Origin of the sequence: Pontibacillus yanchengensis (assembly GCF_009856295.1) — a bacterium.
In the GTDB taxonomy this organism is placed as follows: Bacteria; Bacillota; Bacilli; order Bacillales; family BH030062; genus Pontibacillus; species Pontibacillus yanchengensis_A.
In genome coordinates this window covers 38,916-63,158 of sequence record NZ_WMEU01000012.1, presented here as the reverse complement: position 1 = coordinate 63,158, position 24,243 = coordinate 38,916, and the positions used below count along the sequence as shown (strand labels likewise).

19 protein-coding genes are annotated in these 24,243 nt (G+C 34.9%); 14 read left to right on the top strand and 5 right to left on the bottom strand.

The annotated features are described in order from the left end of the window. The first annotated feature begins 88 nt into the window (after positions 1 to 88). From GLW08_RS20420 to GLW08_RS22310, 5 genes are all read left to right on the top strand, one after another. Positions 89 to 532: a TlpA family protein disulfide reductase gene (locus GLW08_RS20420; RefSeq protein WP_160850461.1), complete on the top strand. Its 444-nt coding sequence runs from the start codon at positions 89 to 91 to the stop codon at positions 530 to 532. A gap of 31 nt (positions 533 to 563) precedes the next feature. After that, positions 564 to 737, top strand: a complete 174-nt coding sequence (locus GLW08_RS20415) for a hypothetical protein (protein ID WP_160850460.1) — start codon at positions 564 to 566, stop codon at positions 735 to 737. A gap of 328 nt (positions 738 to 1,065) precedes the next feature. After that, the gene (locus tag GLW08_RS20410; protein WP_160850459.1) at positions 1,066 to 2,874 is read left to right on the top strand and encodes an ABC transporter ATP-binding protein; all 1,809 of its coding nucleotides are present in this window, start codon (positions 1,066 to 1,068) and stop codon (positions 2,872 to 2,874) included. Beyond that, positions 2,867 to 4,261, top strand: coding sequence for a M1 family metallopeptidase (locus GLW08_RS20405; protein WP_160850458.1), 1,395 nt, complete (start codon positions 2,867 to 2,869; stop codon positions 4,259 to 4,261). Before GLW08_RS20410 ends, GLW08_RS20405 begins: the two co-directional genes overlap by 8 nt. A 294-nt stretch (positions 4,262 to 4,555) precedes the next feature. Beyond that, positions 4,556 to 6,559: an ABC transporter permease subunit gene (locus GLW08_RS22310; RefSeq protein ID WP_160850457.1), complete on the top strand. Its 2,004-nt coding sequence runs from the start codon at positions 4,556 to 4,558 to the stop codon at positions 6,557 to 6,559. 113 nt (positions 6,560 to 6,672) lie between these two features. Here the strand turns inward: GLW08_RS22310 and GLW08_RS20395 are convergent, their stop codons facing one another. Further along, a complete protein-coding gene (locus GLW08_RS20395; protein WP_160850456.1) occupies positions 6,673 to 6,876 on the bottom strand; it encodes a hypothetical protein in 204 nt (67 codons plus the stop codon). A gap of 13 nt (positions 6,877 to 6,889) precedes the next feature. Next, positions 6,890 to 7,411 carry a hypothetical protein gene (locus GLW08_RS20390; protein ID WP_160850455.1) on the bottom strand — a complete coding sequence of 174 codons (522 nt, stop codon included), beginning with the start codon at positions 7,409 to 7,411 and terminating at the stop codon, positions 6,890 to 6,892. Positions 7,412 to 7,654: 243 nt separating this feature from the next. On the opposite strand from GLW08_RS20390, the gene GLW08_RS20385 reads away from it, so the two are divergent. The 7 genes from GLW08_RS20385 to GLW08_RS20355 all read left to right on the top strand — a co-directional run bounded on the left by GLW08_RS20385 (position 7,655) and on the right by GLW08_RS20355 (position 15,624). After that, positions 7,655 to 8,077 (top strand): hypothetical protein, encoded by a 423-nt coding sequence (locus GLW08_RS20385; protein ID WP_160850454.1) that lies wholly within the window; start codon positions 7,655 to 7,657, stop codon positions 8,075 to 8,077. Between the two features lie 82 nt (positions 8,078 to 8,159). Then, positions 8,160 to 8,465, top strand: a complete 306-nt coding sequence (locus GLW08_RS20380) for a PrgI family mobile element protein (RefSeq protein ID WP_160850453.1) — start codon at positions 8,160 to 8,162, stop codon at positions 8,463 to 8,465. Position 8,466: 1 nt separating this feature from the next. Beyond that, the gene (locus GLW08_RS20375; RefSeq protein ID WP_160850452.1) at positions 8,467 to 9,342 is read left to right on the top strand and encodes a hypothetical protein; all 876 of its coding nucleotides are present in this window, start codon (positions 8,467 to 8,469) and stop codon (positions 9,340 to 9,342) included. Continuing rightward, positions 9,323 to 11,518: a VirB4 family type IV secretion system protein gene (locus GLW08_RS20370; protein ID WP_160850451.1), complete on the top strand. Its 2,196-nt coding sequence runs from the start codon at positions 9,323 to 9,325 to the stop codon at positions 11,516 to 11,518. Before GLW08_RS20375 ends, GLW08_RS20370 begins: the two co-directional genes overlap by 20 nt. Then, entirely contained in the window at positions 11,515 to 13,533 is a 2,019-nt protein-coding gene (locus GLW08_RS20365; protein ID WP_160850450.1) for a hypothetical protein, read from the top strand. The genes GLW08_RS20370 and GLW08_RS20365 overlap by 4 nt, the downstream gene beginning before the upstream one ends. Before the next feature lie 15 nt (positions 13,534 to 13,548). Further along, entirely contained in the window at positions 13,549 to 14,958 is a 1,410-nt protein-coding gene (locus GLW08_RS20360) for a M23 family metallopeptidase (protein WP_237458520.1), read from the top strand. 60 nt (positions 14,959 to 15,018) lie between these two features. Next, a complete protein-coding gene (locus GLW08_RS20355; protein WP_160850449.1) occupies positions 15,019 to 15,624 on the top strand; it encodes a hypothetical protein in 606 nt (201 codons plus the stop codon). 132 nt (positions 15,625 to 15,756) lie between these two features. On the opposite strand, the gene GLW08_RS20350 is transcribed toward GLW08_RS20355, so the two are convergent. From GLW08_RS20350 to GLW08_RS20340, 3 genes are all read right to left on the bottom strand, one after another. Continuing rightward, positions 15,757 to 16,719, bottom strand: coding sequence for a hypothetical protein (locus GLW08_RS20350; RefSeq protein WP_160850448.1), 963 nt, complete (start codon positions 16,717 to 16,719; stop codon positions 15,757 to 15,759). 364 nt (positions 16,720 to 17,083) lie between these two features. Continuing rightward, positions 17,084 to 17,473: a hypothetical protein gene (locus GLW08_RS20345; RefSeq protein ID WP_160850447.1), complete on the bottom strand. Its 390-nt coding sequence runs from the start codon at positions 17,471 to 17,473 to the stop codon at positions 17,084 to 17,086. Then, positions 17,460 to 18,605 (bottom strand): ParM/StbA family protein, encoded by a 1,146-nt coding sequence (locus tag GLW08_RS20340; RefSeq protein ID WP_160850446.1) that lies wholly within the window; start codon positions 18,603 to 18,605, stop codon positions 17,460 to 17,462. The genes GLW08_RS20345 and GLW08_RS20340 overlap by 14 nt, the downstream gene beginning before the upstream one ends. A gap of 1,205 nt (positions 18,606 to 19,810) precedes the next feature. Here GLW08_RS20340 and GLW08_RS20335 point away from each other — a divergent pair. Continuing rightward, the gene (locus GLW08_RS20335) at positions 19,811 to 21,214 is read left to right on the top strand and encodes a replication-relaxation family protein (protein ID WP_237458522.1); all 1,404 of its coding nucleotides are present in this window, start codon (positions 19,811 to 19,813) and stop codon (positions 21,212 to 21,214) included. Further along, positions 21,211 to 24,213: a type IV secretory system conjugative DNA transfer family protein gene (locus GLW08_RS20330; RefSeq protein ID WP_160850444.1), complete on the top strand. Its 3,003-nt coding sequence runs from the start codon at positions 21,211 to 21,213 to the stop codon at positions 24,211 to 24,213. The genes GLW08_RS20335 and GLW08_RS20330 overlap by 4 nt, the downstream gene beginning before the upstream one ends. The last annotated feature ends 30 nt before the right edge of the window (positions 24,214 to 24,243 follow it).

Here is a 24,243-nt window from a genome sequence, read left to right as displayed (position 1 = left end):
CCATTTATTATTGTTTACAGGCGATAGTTTCAGGTACAAAGAATCATTAACTCACCGATAATTTAGAGGCGGCAAGTGGCATACATTTTTGAATGCCATTCCCTACATTTTTTACTTGCCAAATACAGCTAAGAATACTATTTTCCCCTCCATTGACTCTTTTTTAACTTTAAATAAATCACATAATAAAAACATTCCTTATATTTTTATATTTACTTCCTATGGATGCGATGCATGTAAAAGGATTTACCCTTTCTTAAATGAACTAATAAAAGAACATCCTTATATACAGTTTAGATTGATTACGTTAGCTAATGAAGACCAAGCAAATGAACTTATTGAACAATTTAATTTAAACGATATCCCTTTAACTATGATTAAACATGAACATATACATAAGTTTGGTATAACTGGATTTCCTTTTGCGTATTTAGTATCTGAAAAAAGTGTAATTTTAGATAAAGGATTAGTTAATCATAAAGAAGACTTTAGACTATTAATGAAAAAAATTAAAAGGGCTAAAATAGCTTAATACTAATGACAATTGAAAGGGGGTGAAAATATTGAGTGACAACAATAATAATAATGTCATTATTGAACCAAATACTGCTGATTGCTATCACTATGAATGTACTACTAATGAGTGTGAAGCTGGTGAGGTGAAAAACGTGGAAGCTTGTTATAATTTTGATGGAAGTGTATATCAAATTCATTGTGGATGTGGGCACTTTAATTAGTATAAAAGAGGCTGGGACATACGAAGGTACTTCATCTCAAGAGAAGTAACCCATTAACTTTAGCGAAGGAAATCTACCTAATATCTTGCATGAGGAAAGAACTTGGTGATACCCATATTGAGTAGCACGACAATGCTCACCAACTATCCGGGGAAAGAGTAGTATATTTCTTCGGATAGGTATTTTAACCCATAATCATTTCTTGTTTTCCAACTTCCTTTGAATCAAGCACTTTTGTCTCAGTCTCTTTTCTCTATTTATAATATCTTATTAGTTTATAAAAAGGGGTAATATAAATAAATCTCTAACATATAGGGGTAAAAAATAGATGAACAAATTTAGAAATTTAATCAGAAGTTTAAGATTAATAAATACAATTAACAAGTTCTGGATAGTAGTTTCTATAATATTACGCCTTATTAATGGGTTAATTCCATTAGCATCGCTATGGGTGATTCAAGAAATAGTTAATGGAGCCCATCAATTAATTAGTAACGAGCTTCTTTCCTTTAAACCTTTGCTTATTTTACTTTTAATTCAATTTTCTCTAAGTTTGGTTAAATCTATAATTCAACATATAAAGCATTTCTTCAATAAATATATGGAATTGAAATTAAATTATATACTCACTGAAAAAATTATGAATAAAGTAAAAGATATTTCTTATCATAACTTTGAAATCCCTTCATTTTATAATCATCAATTTAGAATACAAAACAATTACGGACATAAATTTTTAAGACCTATACAAAGTAGTTTAGATGCACTGGAAATTATAGTTAGTGTTTTATCTTACACATTCTACTTATTTTACGTTCATTGGATTTTGGTTGTGATTGGCATAGTAGCTTTTTTACCCACATTTTTAGTTCAAAGTAAATACGGCGCTTCTAGATTCAATCTGATGAAATATCAAATAAAAGTTTTTAGAGAAACAAACTATATTAATTCTTTGTTTAGTAATAAACAGTCGCTAAAAGAGATTCGTGTATTTGGATTAGCTGAGTATTTAATAGATAGATGGAAAAAGCTAATTAATACTAATAATAATGAAATTCTTAGTTTGCTAAAACGTGAAAAGAAAGCTCAAACAGGATTGGATACAATTACATCCATCCTTTATGGAATTGCATCAATTGTAATTATTTATTTACTAAAGAATAATAAGTTAAATATCGGTAGTTTGGTTTCAACTATACAGGCGCTTCAAAATTTACAAAGTAGTATTAATCAAGTCTCTACCTTTATGGCATCAATACGTGAGAGTAATTATTATATAAGTGATTATTTTGAATTCATAGATTTTAAAGAAGAAAATAAAGTCAATAAGTTAAAGTCACCTAAAAACATGTCCCCTTTTCCAATTCAAATTACTAATTTAACTTACCAATACCCTTTTAGTTCTTCTCCTTCTATCAAAAATCTAAATTTACATATAAAAGAAAATGAAAAGATAGCTATTGTAGGAGAAAATGGATCGGGTAAATCTACTTTAATAAAAAATATACTGGGTTTATATCCATCTACAAATGGAGAAATTTATTTTGGGAGCTATAATATAAAAAACTTGAGAGAAGAAGATTTAAGAAAGCACGTAACAGTAATATTCCAAGATTATGTAAAATATCAGTTTAATGTTAAAGAGAATATTGGTTTTGGATGCATCGAAAAGGAAGATAATATGGAGTATATAAAATATGCTGCAAAAGAAAGTGGTGCTAGCACCTTCGTTGAAAAGTTACCGAATTCTTATAATACACATTTAGGTAAATTATTTTCTGGGGGGATAGATTTATCTGGGGGGCAATGGCAAAGGATTGCAATTGCAAGAGCAATTATTAAAGATTCTCCTATAATAATACTTGATGAACCTACAGCTTCTCTTGATCCATCCACTGAACAATATATTTTCAAAAAATTCCATGAAATAAGTGAAAACAAAACTGTGTTATTTACTTCCCATAGAATGGCGAGTGTGAAGATTGCTGACAGAATCATAGTAATGAAGAATGGCTCTATTATCGAAGAGGGAAATCATAAATATTTAATGGAATTAAACGGTGAATATGCACGGATGTATCAGAAACAAGCAAATTGGTATCAGGATGAAGCAAGTATGGAGGGGGCTAATGCGTAAATATTTACATTTACTCGTGATTATATTGATATTTTTGACTGGTTGCCTTAAGGATAATAATCAATATGTAACTAAGTTTGTACCAATAGGAGTACCACAAGGTAATGAAACCAAATATGAACTTGATTTAAAAATGGATAGCGAAGGTTTATTTAAAATTAATGCTAAAATTAATATAAAAAATACTTCACAAGAAGAATGGAATTCCTTAGTATTCTATTTCATTCCAAATATGTTTACAAATAAAAATTCCGCAAATGTTACCTCTACATCTACAGTAGATATTAAAAGTGTTAATGTTAATAATCGAAATATTAATTATTCCTTGAAAGAAGATAACCTATCAATTTCTTTGAGAGAGAAATTAAAGCCTAATGATACTGTGAAAGTAAATATTAGTTATAGCCTTACTCTACCTGAGGAAGGATTTAGATTTACAAAGTATGGTTCTAATTATCATTTAGCGCAGTGGTATCCAATGGTACCAACATATAGAAATGGTTGGAACAAAGAAATCTATCAATTTAAAGGTGAATCTTATCATACTCCATTTAGTGATTTTGAGTTAACTTATGAAGTGCCTTCTGGATATACTGTAGTTACCTCTAGTGGGGACGATCCGTTCCCAAGTGAAAACCATAAAAAAATTTCTATTAACAAAGCAAAGGAATTATTTGTGGCTATTCTTAAAAAGCCTTTAATGGAAGAATATGTTAGTGGTGATTTGAGTATTAGGATCTTTAGTTCAAACAAAAACAAAGAGCAAGTAAAGAATATATTAAAAATAGCTAGGGAAGCTACTAAATATTTTGAAGAGAATATTGGTGATTACCCGCATAACCAACTAGATATAGTTATCGAAGGGGTAGGAATGGAATACCCTGGTATTATCACAATTGGTGCTATTGAAGGTTCCCACCCCTTAGGTTTGAAACAATTAGAACAAATGGTGGTTCATGAAATAGCACACCAATGGTTCTATGGTGTTGTGAGTAATGATCCTTTCCACGATCCATGGATAGATGAGGGAATTACTAATATGGCTACTTCTATATTTTTGTACAGAGATAAAACACCAGCTGATCTACAAAAAATGAGAGATACTTTTAGCAAGTATCCTCTTCCCGTAGATTTATCACTAAATGAATATGGTAAAAGGTACAATACTTACGTATATGGGAAAGCAAGTGCTATGTTAGAGAGTACATTAATAGATATTAAAGGAGAGGATGGTCCTATTAAGTTTTTAAGCACTTATTACTCACTTTACTCTTACAAAGAGGTAAATACAAAAGAAATATTAAGATTCATGAAGTACTATTTAAAACTTAAAGACAACTCAGCTTTTGATAAATGGGTGAGCAATAAATATTTAAACTACAAGTAACAATTTAACTTAATGGAAGTTTTTATTAGATTGCACTGGCCTAAATTTGAAAGGAAGTGAGTTTAGGCAGATAACATTGTCGAATCTAAAACAGCTGATTGTAATTATTGGAATGTACTACAAATGAGTGCGAAGCTGGAGAAATTAATTAGCCACGTTATTGACATCCACTGTGGCTGTGGTGGGTTTAATTAATACTACTACCTAAAGGGAAGAGTTTCTTCTCTTCCCTTTGAAAATATTCAAGTGCTTTCACCATTTAATAAAATTTTATAAAGAAATGAAGTTGATAATGTGTTTAGAACATTATTAAAATATTTATTATACTATCTTACTGGAGTATTAGGGATAATATTTATAAGTATAGTGCCTTTTATTATTCAAGTAGGAAACATCAAGAGTATTTTAATAGGTCTAAAGGATACTATTATCCCTCAATTTATAACGCCATCAAAATGGGTATTTATTTATAAAGGAAAACCTGAACCTATTTTTCAATTTTTATGGGAGCCATTCATTTATTCTATGCAAATACTTATAGGTGCTCTTGTGGTGGGTTTTCTAACAGCTTTAATATTAGTATGTGTAGTGCAAAGAAGCAAAATGTATCTGAAAAATATAGTGTTAAATAGTTTAAGTGCAATTGAGACATTGCCAGATGTTGTTTTTGCATATTTATTTCAATTATTAGTTGTTTATGGTTATCAGAAGTTCGGAATAGACATAATAGGAATTGGTGCCCTGGGTATAGAAAATAAGATATTTATTGCTCCTATTCTTACTGTAGCAATACTTCCATTCATATCTATGTTTAAATTAGTTTTAATTTTAATTATAGAAGAAGAAGAAAAACCATATATTCAACTCGCAAAAAGTAAAGGTTTAAACTGGATTTCCATATATGTTAAACACATACTAAGAAATATAATAACCAAGATACTTTATCATTCAAAAGTAATAATTTGGGCAACTTTATCAAGCCTTTTTGTAATTGGAAGATTATACAATATAAATGATATTACATACTACTTAACATTAGATTTTCGTCCCATTACAATAGCAGGTACATTAATAATGATATTCACACCATTCTTCATATTATATAGTATTATAGAATTGGTATATAGAAAAGATGAAAATACTAACATAGTGAGTAATAGTGTATTTTCAGAGAGGAATTTTCTTGAATATGTAAAAAACATGAAGTTATTTAATTTTAGTTTTATAAATCCAATGAAATCGTTAATTTTTCTTAAAAATATTTTTAAGCTTTTTAAGAATTTAAAATTTATGTTAGGTTTCACTTTTCTGTTTGGCATTGTAGTATATAGTATCATTTTTACAATAATGTCCAATAAACCTATAAAACAAGTACGGTTTAGAACAAACGAAAACGGAGGGATAGAAGGTGGTCCTCCTCATCCACCAGGTAATCCGTTTTTATTAGGTTCAGACCATTATGGATTTAGTATTCTAGATCAATTAATAGTAGGGGCAAAATACACTATTTTAGGGGCACTTATAATTGTTACATTAAGAATTGTTATTGGTTTTTTGTTTGGTGTAATTTATGCTTTTATTTTGAATCAAAAAACACAAAAGATATTTGAAAAAATAACCGATTCAATCCATTTTATCCCATTAACAGTCATTGCATTCATATTATTAAGACCTGTTTTAATCAATACTAATTCTGAAATATGGATGTATGATTTAACAGGGAGAATAATTATAGAAATTACAATATTAACTGTACTTGTAATTCCATTAACTTCTGTTCTAATAGGTAATGAAATTAAAGATGCAATGAATTTTGAATATGTAGAAAGTTCAAAAATATTGGGGGGTGGGAGATTATGGATTTTAAAAAAACACATACTCCCAAACATTGGCCAAAGATTAGCGCTTTTATTCGGTAGACAATTCAACCAAGTATTAACCATTTTTATACATTTAGGAGTTTTCGAGTTATTTTTTGGAGGTACAATACAAGAAAAATATAATATGCCTCAAAGAAGTTTCACCCATGAGTGGGCAGGAATCATAGGTGCTAATAAGGATGCGATACTTACAGGAAAGCATTGGTTAATAATATGGGCTCTACTTGCCTATATTATTTGCTCTGTTACTATGCAATTATTTATTAGAGGCATTCAAGAACTTCAAGAGAAAAAAATTGAAAAAAAGAAAAGCTCGGCGATACACAATAAAGAAGATAATGAATACGTAACGTCACAAATAAGTCAAGAGCAATCTCTGGTGAAAAAAGATGATTTTAAGATAATAAGTAAATATTAACTTTTAAATAGGCTACCCTGAAAATAATTACTATTTAAAAGACGCACTAAATAAAGGGGATTTTTTTGCTTTTTAAAAAAACCCCTGAATCCCTTGGATATTTATTTCATTACTCATCTAAGCCGACTGTGGCGATAAGTGACTACAAAACCTGCACGTTGAAGACTCTTAATGGCTTTCTTGACTTTATCTCCAAGTGTATCTGCTTGCTTTGCTACTTCACCCGCTTTGTTCGTAAGTTTTTCTGCATCTTCTAATGATGAACATCCCCCTAATAGGGCAATTCCTATAAATAATAATGCTAATGATTTTCTCATACCTAACCATCCTTTATACATTTAATGAAAATAACTCATGTTTGACTGCTGGCAATCCTAGTTCTTTTCTGTAAGTCTCATATGCTATTTTTAATTCTTCGTCTGTCCGTTGAGGTTCAGGTTCAGTAGGAGAAACAATGCCATTTTCTAATTCATAACTTCTGATAAGGTGGTACGGATAGTGTGAAATATAAAAATTCTCATTTTGATGATACTTTTCATCCAAAAATGTGAAATATAGCAACTCTGTACCATATTGCTTATAGGACTGATCAGCTGCTTTATTTACGGCTCTATGATACTTAGAATCTAGGAACTTGGAATAAATCAGCATAATTGATACACAGATAAGACCGATAATGATCAATTCAATGTATAGAGCAAGTAAAGCTCCAAATTGATACATGATGTTGTTACGAAACGCTGGTTCATCTGGTACTAGGTTCCAATCAATCATAAGGTGAATGAACTCAGGGATTTTAGAAGCTAAAAAGAGGAATCCAAAAATCATAAAAATACTTCCAAGTAAACGCATATTATAAGACCTCCTTACTAGGTGCAATTCATAATATAATACATATATATGTATTATATTACTACATATTTAGGAAATATCAACCTTTTCGCCCACAATTATACTTGTTTTTCCCATGAATTTTTAGTAGAATACGAATAGAATTAAATAAAACGCAGGCGGAAAACGCAAATTCAATCTCTGTATCTAGCAGAGGTTTGGATTTGTGTTTTTTTTCGTCAAATTTAGGAGGGAAAGAGAAGGATGAAAAAAGGAATCATGATGATGAAAAAGACCTTTACTTATGGATCTGCTGTTTTACTAATGGCCTTATTAAATTTCGTAAGTAATGTGGAACGTGTGTCAGCAGACACAGATATCACTATCCCAGGAGGTAGTGGGGGCGATAGTGTAGAGAATGTACAACAAATTCTTTATGACTGGATAGACAATATTCGAATGATTGGTGCAATTCTCGTCGTTATTTCGATTGTAGTAGCATTTATCATCATTGGAATGTCTCTAGGAAATGCTCAAAAGAGAGCACTTGGAGTAGGTGCAGCAATTAGTGGGGTTATTGGTATCATCGGAGTTATGAAGGCTCCAGATATTGCAAATTACATCATTGACCAGTCACAGTCTGCTGGATTTATTGCACCGTTATTACTTAACTCGCCTTTCATGTAATTAATATACTGATTGTTTGATAAACCTACCCCCTACGCTTTATGTAGGGGGTTTTATTACAAAGAGAAAGAGAGGAGAAACCATGAGAACAAAGATGCCTTTTGATACGGAAAAAGAGCGGAAAGTTATCAAAGGAATGTCATGGAGGCAGGGTATTTATGCTCTAGTTGCAGGTGTAATATACATAACCATCACCTCAGAAATAGTATTCAGTGGAAAATTTCCATTTATGATGGGGTTTATATTATGTTTATTGGTTTTACCTATTATCGCACCGCTAATCGTTTTTGCTTTTTTGAAGAATAAAGATTCAGGTTATTTCTTAGACAGGCACATTCTATATGTTTTAAAGCACAGAAAAGCCCAATCGGGAGTATGGAGGAAATAAGATGGATAATATTATTATGCTTTTGTTTGTAGGGGGAATCCTATTCCTATTTTACTTCCCTATTGTAGGAAAGCCTTATCCCTTCAAATGGAAGAAGAAAAAGAAGAAACAAGTTAACCATGATGTTCCTAATGCGTCTCCAATAGAAGGGGACTTTAAGGACTTAATTGGGGTGAAACAATTACTAGGTTCAGTTGTAGAGTTGAAATCCAATAATAAGGATCGCGTCTTTTTAGGAGCCATAAAGACAGAACCGATTAACTATTTACTTCGCAGTCATAATGAACAAGAGCAAACTGATAAAGCATATGAAACCCTATTGGCTCAGTTGAATCTTGGTCCTGGTAGAGAGGTTGAAATTATTCAGCACTTGCAATCAAGACCTATCGACTTATCAGAGCAACTTCAACCATATGATGAATCGTTTCATGAATTAAACCCCATAGCCCAAAAGTATGCTCAATCCATGTTTTTCCCATACATGGAGTCATGGCAAGAAACCGTAGATGATTTTGCTTACCAGAATTACTTTTTAATACCTATAACCTATAAAGAGAATATTATTGAGGATTTGGATGAGGATGCTCTTATTTTAAAGGTTCAAAACGAATTTGAACGTATTGGTGGAACCATAAAACGAAATTATGAAAGCATGGGTGGTCGTTCAAGAGTTTGCGGAGAATATGACCTATATGAAGCTTTATATTTTGCAGTAAATAAAAAGAATGGATCTCTTGAACACTTTAAGTCTCTTATGAGAAAAGATGGTATCCTATCTCCTTTTGTAAATAGTGAATATAAAAGGGATGCCATTTATATAGAAGAGGAAGAAACCACTGATAAGGAGGTTGAAGATAATGAAACTGTGGCCATTTAAGCGAAAGAAAAAAGAACAACATAGTGAACATGACCAGGTGGAAAAACAATCTAGTAAAAGAAATAAAGAGCAACTTGAGATGAGTTATGACCGTTCTGATTTTATGAACAAAATAGGATTAACGGGTTTTGATGTACCTGTTCGACCAAAAGATAGAGGGTACCAGTGTGATGTTAAGGCAGGAGGAGAATATCCTTTCCGTAGTTATATTTTGGACTTTGGTAATACAAGTCTAGCAACAGGTGAACTAGATACTCTTTATAGAGCAGGTTCTATAAATGTTAATTTTCATATTTCCAAACTTACTAGAAACCAGGCAGTTTCAAAATATAAGCGAGCTGTTACAGATGAAGGGGCACGTGCTTTAAATGCTGCTAAAGCTGGAAATGATTTAGAAGTAAAAGAAGCACAAAAGGCAGAAGCTGAAGCTCAACGCTTATTTGATGAAATATCAGAAGGCTATAATAATGGTTTCTTAGGGACAATGGCAGTCACGATGTTCGCTGAAAATGAGCGGTCCTTAGAAAATATGGGAATGCTGATTCAGGATTCGTTACAACACAATGAACATACATTGCGTCCTCTTTATAATCGTCAGCGAGATGGTTGGTTATCAACTCTCCCGCTATCTAATAACCATTTAACAGATGGTACGGACCGACGTTTTTTTGATCGTACTGCAATTGTGGCAGCATCCCCGTTTTATTCTTCTAAGATTCCATTTACAGGTGGAGTACCAGTTGGACCAAATATACACACAAATAATATGGAGTTCCTTAACGTATTTGCTCCTTATCTAGATAACTACTCAACTCTCATCGCAGGTACTTCTGGTAGTGGTAAATCGTTTGGTAACAAACATATATCAAGTGGTCAGGTTTTACTAGGATACCGAATCTTTTCTATTGATCCTGATGGAGAAAACGGACCTATTTGTACTCTATTAGGTGGTAAAGAAGTTGAAATAAGAGAAGGTGGAAATTGTACCATTAATATTTGCGCTTTAACGGAAGAGGAAATCGAAAAGACTTTACCTGACGGGAGAAAAACAAGCGAGATAATCGTGCCTATTGGAAAGAAACAAGGACATATCCTAACCTTTTATAACAAGTTACTAGGTGGGCTTACTCCAGAGGAAAAAGCTGTTATTAAAGAAGCGATTAAAGATGTAATTGCGGATTGGGGAATAACAGAAGACCCTACTTCCCTTTATGAAGCTGAAAAAAGACCTGTAAGACTACCGAATGGGGATGTAGAGCACAAGAAGCCTCGGAAACGAGAATTTACTCTACTGGATATCTATAAACGTTTCCTATTGAATTGTACAGATGGGTATGACTTAGAGAACCTTACATATAAAGAGATTACTGACCCAGATGCTAAACGTCTCCTAAAAGTATGTAGAGGTTACTTGAGAGACCAACCCGATGGAAAAATCTTTGATGGCCAAACGCAATTTAATGGAGAAAAAATTGATAATCTACTTGATGATATATGTTGGGTGAACTTTAATATTCAAGCGATTGAAGGTTCAGATATTTACGACCTTGTTATGCATGTACTAACACAATTAGGGTGGGAGTATTTTATCAAAAGACCTTCTCTTCGTAAGTATAGAAAACGCCTCAAAATAGAAGAAGCATGGCGAATGAAACATGTTGATGGTGCCATGCAATTTGTAGAAGAACTGGCACGTCGTTCACGTAAGTATAATGCCGGAGTAGATATTGTTACACAGGATATTAAGCCGTTTCTTGATGATCCAGATGGAGAAGCTGTCGTGAAAAACGCTACAAGCTCCATATTCCTAAGATTAGGTGCGTTAAAAGATGAAGAAAAAGCAGAGCTACAATCTGTTTTTGGGTTGTCTGAGGGTGAATTAGAAATCATAGCTCGTAAACCTCCTGAGAATGAAGATAAGACGTCTAAGGGTGAATGTGTACTAAGAGTCGGTGGTTCATCCGCTTTTGTGAAAATTGATGTTTCGGATGATATGCGTGCCTTTATTGATACAGATCCTGAATATCTCATGCAAAATGGTTTAATGCCTTCGATGGATCAAGGTCTATTTTTTGAAGAAGAGGATGTGATTGAAGAAAGTGAAAAGGCACCTCTCTCTACAGAAGAAGAGCCAACCAATAATGAGGATGAAGAGCAAGAGGTGATTCCTACATGATGGGAACGGAACAAATTAACCAAAAACTAAGAAGTTGGTACGTTTTAATATTAACCTTTGGAATTCTGTTCTTCCCTCTAAATAATACAGTTCATGCTGAAGGTAAATGGTATGAAGCGCCGATGGAATGGGTTATGAAGAAATTATTTGAATGGATACTAGAACCCTTTATAGGACTTCATGAACCTGCATGGCATGTCTTTTATTCTAGTGAAGGAAAAGTATTAGGAATGTACACCGAAGAGCAATTTCAAAATGCGATTGTTCAAGGCTATAATATGGTCTTTTTCGTAGTAGGGGTAATCCTAATGGGGGCAATAGTCAAATCCTTTGTACAAGCTGCTTATTCCAATTTCTCGCCTTCTATGAAAAATGATCTAGCAGACTTAGGTTTGAAATCCGTTTTTGGAATCATACTACTCTTTAATTTCTTTGGGGTAGTAGAGGTTTTTATTCAACTTAACCATTATACGGTCCAAATGTTTGAAAGTCAGTTGCAAGATCCAACCAGTATGAGGGATATGGGGGCTAAAGCTTTAGCTTCTAACGATGGAGAAGAAGAAGGGGAAGCTTTAAAGTTCACGGACTTAGCGGATGATGCTGGGTTTATAGAACAAGGAATTATAAGTTTCTTCTCCGTAGGAGTGGCAATATGGTTTAAAGCCTTTTATATTCAGCGAATGTTGATGGTATCGGGACTTATCATATTAGCTCCATTATGGATTTCCATGATGTTTTTCCCGAAATTAGTAGGCTTAACGATGTTTGGAATGCGAGAGTTATATTCTCAAATTCTATCACAGTCCATTCATGCTGCCTTATTTTGGATTTACTTTTGGATGTTTGGTGAAGATATAAACTGGCTTACCTTCTTAATCGCAATGTCTATGTTTATTCCTATAAGTGAGAGTTTACGGTTTGCATTTGGAGCGACTAGTGAGAATGCTAGTAAATTGACTATGGCTGGTACTGCTGCAGGAATGGGAACACTAATGCATGGAGCGAGAGCTATTGGAGACGCAAAAAACGGTGTGAAAAATGCTTATAAAGAACGCTCAGGCCAAAATGACCAACAACAATCAAGTAAGCAGTATGGAGGTTCTGCACAATCTGCTTCAGGCGGAGGCGGAACAGCTGGTGCTTCTCGTACTCCAAATAAATATGCTCGAAACATGAAAACTGCAGGTCATCTAGCAGGTGGAGTTGGTTCTGCTATGGGGAGAATGGGAGGTAACTTTGCAGGAATGGGATTATCTCCTGTTGCTCAACACTTCATGGCTGAAGGAGGCTCTCAAGCTGGTGAAGGTGCTGGCTTCGGTGCGGGTGCTGTCGGATATGGAGGTAGCTCTGCTCTAATGAATAAATCATCCAATGCTGTTAATGCAACAGCTGAGGCATTCAAAGGTAATGGTTTTGAAGGTGTACCCAGCATGCCTAATAGTGGATTAAATATAAAAGGTAAAGCGAAACAACTAGGTGCCAACACTAAAACGTTAGCTCAGAATCTTGGGAAAGGGACAAAGGAATTTGCTGTTTCATCTAAATATCGAAATGATGCCTCGGTAAGAAAAGATACCAATGAGAAGGTTTTAGGAACTTTAGGAACTGCATCATTCGGTCCAGATGTTGGGTACCAAATGGGAGCAGACAAGGCTAGTTTGTTTTCGCAGGGTTTTAAAGAGCCATCTCTTAGTGATTTAAGTGATAATAAAATATATGCAACCGTTACTACATCTAATGGAAGCTATCTTGCTGAAAAAGATTCAGAAGGTAATTTAACTAGAAAATCAAATTACGGAGAAGGAAACGCAGACCTAGAGAAAGGTCAAAAGGTGGTACAAGAGTTTCGCACTCGTACTCAAGAAGATGGCATAAGAACAGTTTCTCCTTCTTCTAGAAAATATGTGACTGATTCGAGTGGTACTAAGAATGAGTATCAGGGCAAAAGCGCAGATGCGAATGATTTTATTAAGCATCGACCTGTAGATCGAATCAATAATAGAAGAAGAACATGATAGGGGGAGTATTCTATGGAACAGAACCATAATGACTCCCTTCAGGGGCTTGCTTTTAAAGGTAGAATGAAGGCTAAGCAAACAGCTAAAAATGTTGCTAAAGCATTGGTGAAAAAAATAGCTAAAAAGGTAGCCAAAGCAGTTGTTAAGTTTATTTTTAAAATGGTAAAAGCTTTTCTTACTAAGTTAATAGCATTCTTAGTCAGTTTTTTAGGTGTACCAGGATTAGTAATTGGAGTTTGTTTATTTATAGTGGGGGGAGCTGTCATTGTAGTAATCTCCACTTTTGACTTTGGGTGGATTGGTTCCGATTCCCCTAAAACTCAAGCGGAAATAAAGGAAGAATATAATATATTAATTGAGGATTCTAGTGAACTTGAGCAATATAAAGTTCCCAAAGAGTTAGTTACTGCAATAGATGGCGTTCGTATCATAAAAGAGGATTTAAAACCTTGGGAAATAAAACCTGAGCCAATAGTAGATGGATTATCTCCTGATATAACTTATAAGACGTACGAAAACACTTATAAGGTGAAAAAGGTTAAAGAAAAAGAATGCTCAGTGGAAAATAGTAATAGCAGGACTACTAGCGGTTGTGACGGTGATACTACAACTTCTTATTCTGAAACAACTAAGCAAGTAGAGAAAACTAAAGAAGTTCATACCTGGAATAAGGATATTAGTTATAGCTACAAGGAAAGTGATGTAAATGATGACTATGAATTGGTAGATACCTATCGCAGGAATGGAGAAAAAGTAGAAGTATATGAGAAACAGCTAACAAAATGGGTATCTAAGGGGAAAGATTCAACACCAAATTATTCTAAATTTGATACAGTATTGGCTGACTTGGATTTCAAAGATGATGATGTAAGCATGCTAATTGCTGGTCTTCAACAAAACTCTATTTCCTTTAACGGTTATACTGGCGAGTTTTCGGATGCAGTATCAAACGCTGGTGGTCCATCTAACGTAAACTTAGATGATGTAGAGATTCCTGAAATATCAAAGGGATCATTCACAAGACCTGCAGCTGGGCCAATTACATCACATTATGGTCAAAGGTGGGGTACAACCCACCATGGTATAGATATAGGTAAAAGTGGAGGTGCAACGCCGATAGTCGCAGCTGCTGACGGAAACGTTTATAGATCCTACTTTTCTTCCTCTTATGGTGAGTCAATCTATATCAGGCATCACGTAAACGGTCAATTGTACGATACTATTTACGCTCATATGGTGAAGGGTTCTAGAACTGTTAGAGCAGGTGAAAATGTTAAAAAAGGTGAAGTTATCGGGTTCATGGGTAGTACAGGCCAATCTACGGGACCTCACTTGCATTTTGAAATTCATAAAGGAAAGTGGAATTACCCTCATAAGACGAATTCAATTAACCCATATACAAGCGGTCTTATTAAATGGTAATAAGAACGAATGCCTGATTGAAGCATTTATTCTTATTACTAAAAGCTAGGAGGGAAGTATATGAAAAAATATATTATCCTATTCATCGTTTACGTTTCTATTCTTAGTGCTGGCGTGTCTACTTATGTTCTACTCTTCTCAAAGGATTATGTAGATGAACAAAAAGGTGAACACCTATTGGAAAAGGTTAAAGCTTCACCTTCACATGACCACACTTCGAAAAATGAATCTGAACATAACTTCGAACCAAATGAAGATTTAGTCCAGGCTTTTCAGAACGAAAAGAATATAGTGGCATTTTTACTAGTTACATTAAAACAGAAAGATGAACAGTTATTTAAAGAAACATTCATGCCAGAGCAATATATGAATGACCTGTTTAAAGTAAGTGATACTCCACATGAAGATAATGTAACGAAGCAGTTCATGAGGGATATAAGTAGAAATGGAACGTTAGAGAAGATTGAAGTAATAAAACATAAATCAAAGAGATTTAAGGAAAGCGGAACAATTAAAACAAGGTTCATATTTGAAGATAAACAACGGGTTAATGTTTTACTACGAATGAAACTTTTGGGTACACAACATGAAATAGATGATGAAATATACTATATAACTACATCTGTTTTAGATATTGTTCATCAGATAGATAGCCAGATTAAATAAAAACATAAGAAAAGGCGACGGTTAGGAGACCGTCGCCTTTTCTACACAAAATTACACTTTAGGAGGAATTTAATCCCCCAAACTTTAGGAACTTCATTATAACATGATTTATCGAGTGGAAACAATAAACTATTATATTTCATCATCTTCGAGATCTTGTATTAGATCTTCATATATCTCTTTAGACCTTTGTTCAATAAAATCTTTTTCTGCTTGTTCACTAGCAAAGTTTCGCTTTAACCAACCTTTACTATTCCATTCCTGAATAGCAAGGTTTCTTGCTTCCATACGTTTTGTTCCCCTATCTACCCTTTTTTCCCTCTCAAGCACCTTTTGTTTAATGGACTCTTCATTTTCCTCAATTCTTCTCTTGATTTCAGAAAACGTTTTTTGATCAGTCTTATCTGATGTTTCTATCTGCTTCTTAATTCCTTCTAGCTCCTTTTGAAGCTCCATTTTTTGTTCTTGTTCTTGTTCTAATTGTTCTTGCAGATTATTTATACTCTCTTGAACGTCTCCGCTTGTAAGCAATAGATTAGAATTCATAAGCTTCTGCATATCTTCTTTTAACTGATACTGTCCATTATCGTCTTGGTAAAAAAATGTCTGTAAAATGAATTGGTTCATTTGATGTATCTCTGTAAGTGTATCGTTAGATGGTGGTGACGAATACTCTTCAGTATATTTGTTCTCGACAAAGCCAAGTATGCCTACTTCGCTTTGTAATCCACTTAGGCGGAACTCCTTTTTCAATAACCAAATCATTTTTAGCTTAATTAGAGATAAGTAGTTTAACCTTATATACTTAGTATTTGGGGCTTCAGCAGGCATTATGTATTCAAACATGTTGTCTATATAGTGTTTCAAAGAACTAGCAGGTATCGGACGATTATCAGGGCCTGCTAAAATTTGTCCAGCTTGTGTAGTACTATACCATGCATTTACATCAATTTTATTGAGGAATTCTTCACGAAAAAGTTCTTCCAATTGATCAGGTCTGTCCTGGAGTATTTTATACAAAGGATCATGCTCAAGTTCATCAGGGATTCTAGCTCTTAACTCGCCCTCGTTATAAATGGTTTTTCTATCCGTCATATCAGCCTTCTCTCCTTGTTACGAATATTTTCGTATCGTATGGTTTCGATTAAAGTATTATAACTATGTGTTACGAAATTTAAATTCGTTACGAATTTATACTAATAATTTTACTTAGTTTAACTTCGTGAGAAATTTAGTTTAATATCGTATCATTTCGTGAGATTTCGAAATAGGTTGAACAGTTTCGTTTACTCTATTTTAAGGTTAAATTCACATTTGTGCAAACTTGTTTTCTTACGAAATGATACGAAAAAAATCGTAGGAAAATAATGAATTAGTAACAAAAGACTCCCGCGAACAATTAAATGAAATGTCGGGGGAGTCTAAATACTGCTATTTAATAAATTTTACAATGAGGGGGTTAAGCATAATCGTCATCATCAAGGTCTTTGAGCTTATGCCAATTATCCTCATTTTTATCATTTGATTTACTAGTATTTTGTTGAGAAGAAGGGCTATTACCTTCCACTGATTCTTTCTTGTTCGTGATGTTAACAAGTGGTTTCTGCATTTCTTGTGACTCATTATTATCGAGCTCTGTTTCACCTAATGTGAAATGAAAGTTTCGAGGAAGCTTCTGAGAAATGTCCCCAGAACCGTAATTATTATAAAGCTCCATTGCTGCATATAAGAAAAAAGCCTGGATGTCACTTTGTTGATTAATATATTGAATCAGATCGTCTTCAACTTGTTGATTTAAGTAGACACTGATTCTGCTTCCGCGTTCATAATCTTTTCTATTCCTCGGCATTATTCTTTACTCCTAACTCCTTTTCCTTGAGTTCTTCAAAACGAGGAGAGCAAGTATATACAAGGAGCCCTTTAGCATTAACAAACAGAGGATCTTGAAGAAACACCACTTGTTCCATCCGTTCTTTTTTCTCTAAGATATTGCGAAGTGTCTCTTTAACTGCTATAGAGCCACCACCATAAATAACGATAAGGGGATCATCCTCAACGCTATCTATCACGTTAATAATTTCTGTACTCAAGCTATTAGCTAGTTGGTTGAAATCGTCCTGAGAGAAGGATACTAATTTATTATGTCTTGGATGTTCAGGGTCCATATAGATTCTGTTGAAGTCGGATACACTATTAATGCGTTTATTAGGTTTAGCTTGTTGGTTCCATTTTTCTCTAACTTTGTTAATGGTCTGTTTAGAGCCATAATATAACGCTCTAGAAAGAGAGCTATTATACTTAACACCTTTTGTCACAACCAACTCTGTAGTACCAGCACCAATATCAGCATGTATTATGTCCATATCTGCAAGTTCAACAGATTTTTCTTCATCTTCAATTGAAATTGTTCGTTTTAATGGTTTTCCATTTTCGTCAAATACAAGCCCCCAAGCTCCACTTGCAGCTTCCGGGAGGCAACGAGAATATTCTACCTTTATAACTACCGTTACATCTTCCCCATTAGGATGGTGGAAGATAACTTCATGCGTTCCCATAAATTTTTCAGCATATTGTTTCGCCGTTTCTTTGCTTATAGTACTTACTGGAAGGTTTAGTCCGATGTCGTAATTCACTTCTACTCGATCTTTATCTGGATTATCTTCAAGAGCATCCACAACCAAACCTGCAAGCGTTAGAATGACAGGCATATCATCTTGTGATTTATCCGAGTTTTCTTCCATTTCCGAGCCTAAACGACCTACAACATAACGTTGATTATTTTTAGGTAAGGCTTTCGAATTTATGGTTATGTCTATGTTGTCTCTTATTTCTTCGGGAGAAACACGTTCTGTTTCCATGCTACTAGCAGCTTCCCCTAAGTATAGTTGATAAATGGCAGGGATCATAAATGGTTGTTTTCCTTTTACCGCTATCTTTAAATTATTGTTTCCAGCATCAATTCCTGCTTTACGGACAGTCATTGTATCATTCACGCTCCTTTAAAATGATTAACAATAGCATTATATCATATCTTTCATAACATTTAACACAATATCCTAAACTTTCATAAACTTTATGAAAGTATCTTAAACTTTATTGATGTGTCCTTAGGTGTGTAAATATTGCTATGACAGGTATTAGTGCCATTTATACCTTGCTAAGGAATAGTTTCATAAACCTTATTAAACTGTAATAAAGTTTATGAAAGTTATAAGAAAACGATATTGATAGTAAGATATTTTAGAAGAAAAGCCGATACTACCCTTTGGCTAGGGGTTTTTAGAGTTTATAGGATGTATAGAGATATTCATAAACTTTCATAAAGTTTATGAAAGTTTATAGTGAAGACGAGAATAAAATAGAATTAGGGAAGTGCGATAACTGATTTGAAATGACATAACTTAATGGCGACCAGAACTTATTTGTAGCATGAACGAGAAAATATATTCTATCTATTCTCTGTAGTAATTTAATAAACGATTCTAATAATCAGCCGAGTAACTCTTTTAAACCAAATAAGTAATTGGATTAGTAATATTGATGTTATCGATAAGTGAATGGGCTATTAATATTAAGGGCGTGTTTTAGTAATCTGCTAAGTAATGGAAGCGCTCTATGTTAAGTAATTAAATTGTTTAAATGCCTAAGTAATATATATGAGTAAATGCTCGAGTAATCTGCTAGGTCAGCTATTACTTGAGCATTTGGGTTCGTTAATCGAAAGATTACTAGGCTGTTTAACTATCTACTTAACGTTCAAAACCCCTGTGTATACAGTGTTTTTAGCTGTAACGAAAATTCCATTTCAACTAGTGAGCCGTCCCTGTTTCTAGCAACACCGCCCACCCGAGCTAAATATAGTACTGCGCCTTTTCAAAAACCTCGCCCTATATTGTCTTCAATTTTGATGGTGAAAAAATTAGATACCAGTGGTTACGAATTTCTACGAAAGGTACTCCTTCGAAAATTTTCGTTTCAATTCGTATAGAAACTTTATACTCTTAGATGCGATTAAAAACGATTGGTTGTTTTTCGAAAAAAATGGTATGATGTTGTGGAAAATAACTCTAATCAAATCACGAAGGCGGAAAACGCAAAGTGTTATACGACTGGCTAACTATGCTAGTTGTCTAATGCTTTGCGTTTTTTTTCGTTGGTTCGAAAAAAGGGGAGAGGTAATTTGAAAATGGAATCTGAAAATAATACATCTCACAAATCGGTTGAAGCGGAGCGTAACCGCTCCTATCACTTTCCAGATACTCGTTTACTTGTACGAAAGAATCATGAGGTGGATTATCGTATACTATTGGCTTTATATCATCATCGTTCGTTAACTGTCCGGCAGCTTTATCAAATAGCTGATTGCCAAGTGAAGGAGAATTCGGTGCGAAATCGCCTCCGTACTTTAGCACAAAGGAAACTATTATCATCAAATTCTCGAAATGGCATAGCACGAGTTCCGGTAACTTTTTATTCTCTTACGAATTTAGGGTTACGAATTGTGGTAGAGGATATTCTTCAAGTCGAGGAATATGTACCTGATTTAGATGACTTTAAATATCACTACACATTAGACGACCTTCGTTTTAGAGGTAACTATTCACACCATTATGCTCTCCAGGAATGGTTAGCGGATGTTAAAGGGAAACTTACTCAGTATTATCCTCATTGCGAATGGAGACGTTATCCGCTTCTAGAGGATGAGGATAATGTGGGGTATCGCCCAGACTGGTTATTCTTCCAACAAAACGAAACAATTAATCGTTTGTTAGAAGAGAGTCCTTATGACAATCCTTTATACATTCCGTATTTGGCTAGAAAAGAGCTTTACAATCAGTTGGAACTTCACCCGCTTATGTCGGTTGAATGTGACAGAGGTACGATGAGCCGTACAGAACTGTTAGATAAATGGGAGCGGTTAAAGGGGTATGATACGTTACCAGTTTCGAATATGGTTGTGTACTACCCTAATGAATCAAACAACACTACAAGACATATCAATATCCGAGGAACGCTTTTTCATTCATTTGAAGAGGAGCTTATTCAAGACAAGTTTACCGTATTTGAAGGAACACCTGAGTCCACAGCTAAAGTGGTAAGCGCTTATCTTAATCGAAATCTCCATTTGGTAGCAGGTGAAGCATACAGTGATTACAATGAACTTCTCAGGTTAGTTCGAAATGCAAATGACCATTATGCTATAGGGAAGATTGCATTGGCTTCACAGGAAATGTCATGGAAAGAAGAATTACAACTCCCTGTAGAAGTGGATCGCGTTATCTTAAAAGAAACCCAAAGTACAAGCGAGATTCAATTTGTTTACTTTTGCTACGAGAGTTGGGTGAACCCAATAGCGAAAGCTCGCGTGTTAAATAAATGGCTTCAAGAAGGTAACTTAACCTTATTTGATAAAGCCTCTGTTATCCTCATGTATCCTGACCATGACTCTTTAGCAAGAGATGTTCATTTGAAAGATTCAGAATTGTATTATGTAGCTTATGATGAGATTACAGATGAACAAAAGTGGGGGAAAGCTTATCAACGTAATATGAAGTACCGCAAAGTAGTGTGGGAGGAATGTCAATTATGAGCAGTTTAAAAAGTTGGTTGAACGAACAGCGTAAGCTGCCATATATCATTACCTTACTTGGCCATCTTTTTATAGGTTGGCTGTTTGTTGCTTTTATTGGTCAATTTTTAGCATTGTTCATGAAGGGGATTACTTGGTCAAAACCTGAAGCGGTTGAACATACACCGCTCCTTGGGCGTGTATTATCCTACACTATGTATATTCCCCCTAATAATATCTCTTGGTTCCATCTTCTTTTAATGTTCTTGCTTGTGGTTAGTACATGGACCATCTCGACAAGGGTGAAAGAATTCAACAAATCCGTACCTCGCCGAGCGTTAAGTTTTCTGCTAAGTTGGGGTGCTTTAGTGTTCTACATTGCGATGTACTTCTCAGTTTTGATTTACCATGCTGGGTTTGAGGATCTTCTTTCCCTTCATGACAACTCAAAATACAGCGATGTTCTGAACAAGGGTTCGTTAGAGTTGATTGGTTATGTACTTATGTTGATTCCCCAATTCATTGCAATATCCTTATTTCTATTCTTGTACGGAAAATATAAAGAAGATGAAAACCTACAAGAATGGTTTCGTACCTTTAAATTTGAGCGGGGTTGGTTAGGACGTTTTGGCGATGATTCCATTAATAAAATGCCTGACATTCAGGTTGCTAGGAAAGAAGAAAACAATGCCCCTGTCATTTTCACAGGTGATACTCGTCAATTAGGGACCTTGTTGATTGGTCCTCCTGGTTCGGGTAAAACATCAATGAAAATCATCAAAGCGTTTCGACAAGACCTTCTGCATTTACAACGAACCATCAATCAGTTTCCAGCTATTCTAGATAAGTATGAGCCTGGTACTAGAGATTTTAAGAAGGAGTTGGGGCAGTATCTTATTGGTTCTATAATTATAGAACCTGCTAAAGACTTGTGTGACTCCGCTTACAAGATAGCCAATGATCATGGGATTCCAAAGGAGTTCATTACCTACTTAAATCCAGCTGACCCTGAGACACCAGGTATTAATCCGCTCATTGGTCCGACAACGCAGATAGGGGAAATGATAGCGGATGTTCTTGACTCCATTTCACGTACTGAAAATGAGTTCTTTCGTCAAGCATCCAAGACAGCGGTAAAAAACTATGTTTCCATTTTGAAATATGCGAGAGGTAATGAGTGTGACTTATTAGACCTTGACCGTATGTATCAGGACCCTCGTTTTGTGATGGATTTAGTAGAAGAAGTAGAGAAGACCATTCCGTCTGATGAGGAATTACAACTAGCAACAAAAGATGAAAAGATTCACTGGAAGTTAGTCAAAAGTAAGATAAGATGGTTCCGAAATGATGCGTTAAAAGTTGAAAAAGACCGGGATGGAAAGGTTCAGTTATATGAAAAAGGGCATGAACATGCAAATAAGCCTAGAATAGAGGATTTACAGAAGGAGTTTACTAGAACCACTCGAAACTTACTCTCCTATCTGGTGGGTAACGAATACCTTGCACGTATCTTTACCGTAGAACGTGGGGTGAATCTAGATACGCTAATGAGTAAGGGTGGTATCTTACTTTGCAATACGGATTTAGGTAAAGTAGGAGCGACATCTAGTGCTGCCTTTGGAAAGCTGGTTCTTCTATGTGTGCAGAATGCTGTTTTTCGTCGTGATGGAGGAAGCGAGCATGAGAAAAAACCAGAGGATTTACGACCACTCGTATCCTTATATTGCGATGAATTCTATGATTTCATGAACGAGGACTTCCTGCAGTTAGCGTCACAAGGGCGTAAGTACAAAATAGCACCTCTAGTTGCATGCCAAACCCTCACGCAATTTGGTGTTAAGTTCGGTAAGGATTTCACACAGTCCATGCTTGGTACCATTCGTAACCTAATCGTTTATGGTGGTGTGTCTGATTATGATGGAGAATTGCTATCACGTTACTTAGGTACAAAGGTTGTAGAAGATATGCAACACCGAGAATCGACTACTCCTGCTACAATGCAGTCTCCTAATTACTCCGTGATGGAGCAGACAACCAAAGAGGAGAAGGAAATTGCAACAGCTGATGATATTATGTTCCAAGAGTTTCGATATACGTATATTCGTATGGTAGAGGATAAATCAACGAAGCGTGGGTTTAGAGCAATTGGTGATTTTCTAGATTTTGATGAATCGGAGAAGTGGGCCAAGGATCTGGAACAAGATTCTCTTGAAATATTCATGAACTATTGGAGAAGCGAAGAACAGATTGAAACGATTGAGGTTAATGATTATGAGGTTGAAGAAGAGGATAGTTCAGAAGCGGAGAGTGAGCCTGTTGAGGTATCCAACGAAACGTCACAAAGCTCAAACCGTTTCCGTCATAAACGAGTAAGCACACTTGAACGAAGAACAAGAGCAGTTGAGGATGATCCAGAAGTGGCTGCTTCTACGGAACAAGTAGAAGAACCATCCATAGGTACTATAGATAAGCAAGATGAAACGAGCCAATCTACATCTCGTTTTGGTCGAATCTATGCGGAAGTTGCACAGGAAACGATAGACGATAAACAAGAATCCGCTTCTGAGATACCATCTCCACAAGAACACCATTCTAAGGATGGAGAGTTTGAACATTCTACTACTTCTACAAAGGAGCCAAAGGAGAGTGGAGAAACAGTTGAGTCTTCAAGCCATAAACAGCATGAGGAATCAGATTCACCTAAAGGAAAGGGGCAATCCTTCTCCGCTTTATTTATGAATAATGAACAAGAGACAAAGCATGCCTCTAAAAATAACGATGTAGAATCTGAACAAGAATCTAAATCTACCAAATCCTTCATGAACCATTTTACAGAACCAACTAATGAGGTTGTTGAAGATGAAGAGATAGGGGAAGTTGAGCAATATAGCTCTTCTGCTGAACTAAATGATGTGGATGGTGTGGTAGAAAACCAAGCGTATAATGATCTTGAAGATGTAGAGGTATCAGATGATGCAAGGACTATGTTAGAAAGAATACGTCAAAAAAGAGGAAAGTAGATAATAAATTAGTGATGGGATAAAGTAATT

What these genes read in the sequence shown, in the direction of transcription:
- GLW08_RS20355 (WP_160850449.1), top strand. Translation starts at nt 15,019, where the DNA reads ATGAAAAAATATATTATCCTATTCATCGTTTACGTTTCTATTCTTAGT.
- GLW08_RS20385 (WP_160850454.1), top strand. Translation starts at nt 7,655, where the DNA reads ATGAAAAAAGGAATCATGATGATGAAAAAGACCTTTACTTATGGATCT.
- GLW08_RS20350 (WP_160850448.1), bottom strand. Translation starts at nt 16,719, where the DNA reads ATGACGGATAGAAAAACCATTTATAACGAGGGCGAGTTAAGAGCTAGA.
- GLW08_RS20365 (WP_160850450.1), top strand. Translation starts at nt 11,515, where the DNA reads ATGATGGGAACGGAACAAATTAACCAAAAACTAAGAAGTTGGTACGTT.
- GLW08_RS20390 (WP_160850455.1), bottom strand. Translation starts at nt 7,411, where the DNA reads ATGCGTTTACTTGGAAGTATTTTTATGATTTTTGGATTCCTCTTTTTA.
- GLW08_RS20340 (WP_160850446.1), bottom strand. Translation starts at nt 18,605, where the DNA reads ATGACTGTCCGTAAAGCAGGAATTGATGCTGGAAACAATAATTTAAAG.
- GLW08_RS20375 (WP_160850452.1), top strand. Translation starts at nt 8,467, where the DNA reads ATGGATAATATTATTATGCTTTTGTTTGTAGGGGGAATCCTATTCCTA.
- GLW08_RS20360 (WP_237458520.1), top strand. Translation starts at nt 13,549, where the DNA reads ATGGAACAGAACCATAATGACTCCCTTCAGGGGCTTGCTTTTAAAGGT.
- GLW08_RS20380 (WP_160850453.1), top strand. Translation starts at nt 8,160, where the DNA reads ATGAGAACAAAGATGCCTTTTGATACGGAAAAAGAGCGGAAAGTTATC.
- GLW08_RS20345 (WP_160850447.1), bottom strand. Translation starts at nt 17,473, where the DNA reads ATGCCGAGGAATAGAAAAGATTATGAACGCGGAAGCAGAATCAGTGTC.
- GLW08_RS20395 (WP_160850456.1), bottom strand. Translation starts at nt 6,876, where the DNA reads ATGAGAAAATCATTAGCATTATTATTTATAGGAATTGCCCTATTAGGG.
- GLW08_RS20405 (WP_160850458.1), top strand. Translation starts at nt 2,867, where the DNA reads ATGCGTAAATATTTACATTTACTCGTGATTATATTGATATTTTTGACT.
- GLW08_RS20370 (WP_160850451.1), top strand. Translation starts at nt 9,323, where the DNA reads ATGAAACTGTGGCCATTTAAGCGAAAGAAAAAAGAACAACATAGTGAA.
- GLW08_RS20330 (WP_160850444.1), top strand. Translation starts at nt 21,211, where the DNA reads ATGAGCAGTTTAAAAAGTTGGTTGAACGAACAGCGTAAGCTGCCATAT.
- GLW08_RS20335 (WP_237458522.1), top strand. Translation starts at nt 19,811, where the DNA reads ATGGAATCTGAAAATAATACATCTCACAAATCGGTTGAAGCGGAGCGT.
- GLW08_RS20410 (WP_160850459.1), top strand. Translation starts at nt 1,066, where the DNA reads ATGAACAAATTTAGAAATTTAATCAGAAGTTTAAGATTAATAAATACA.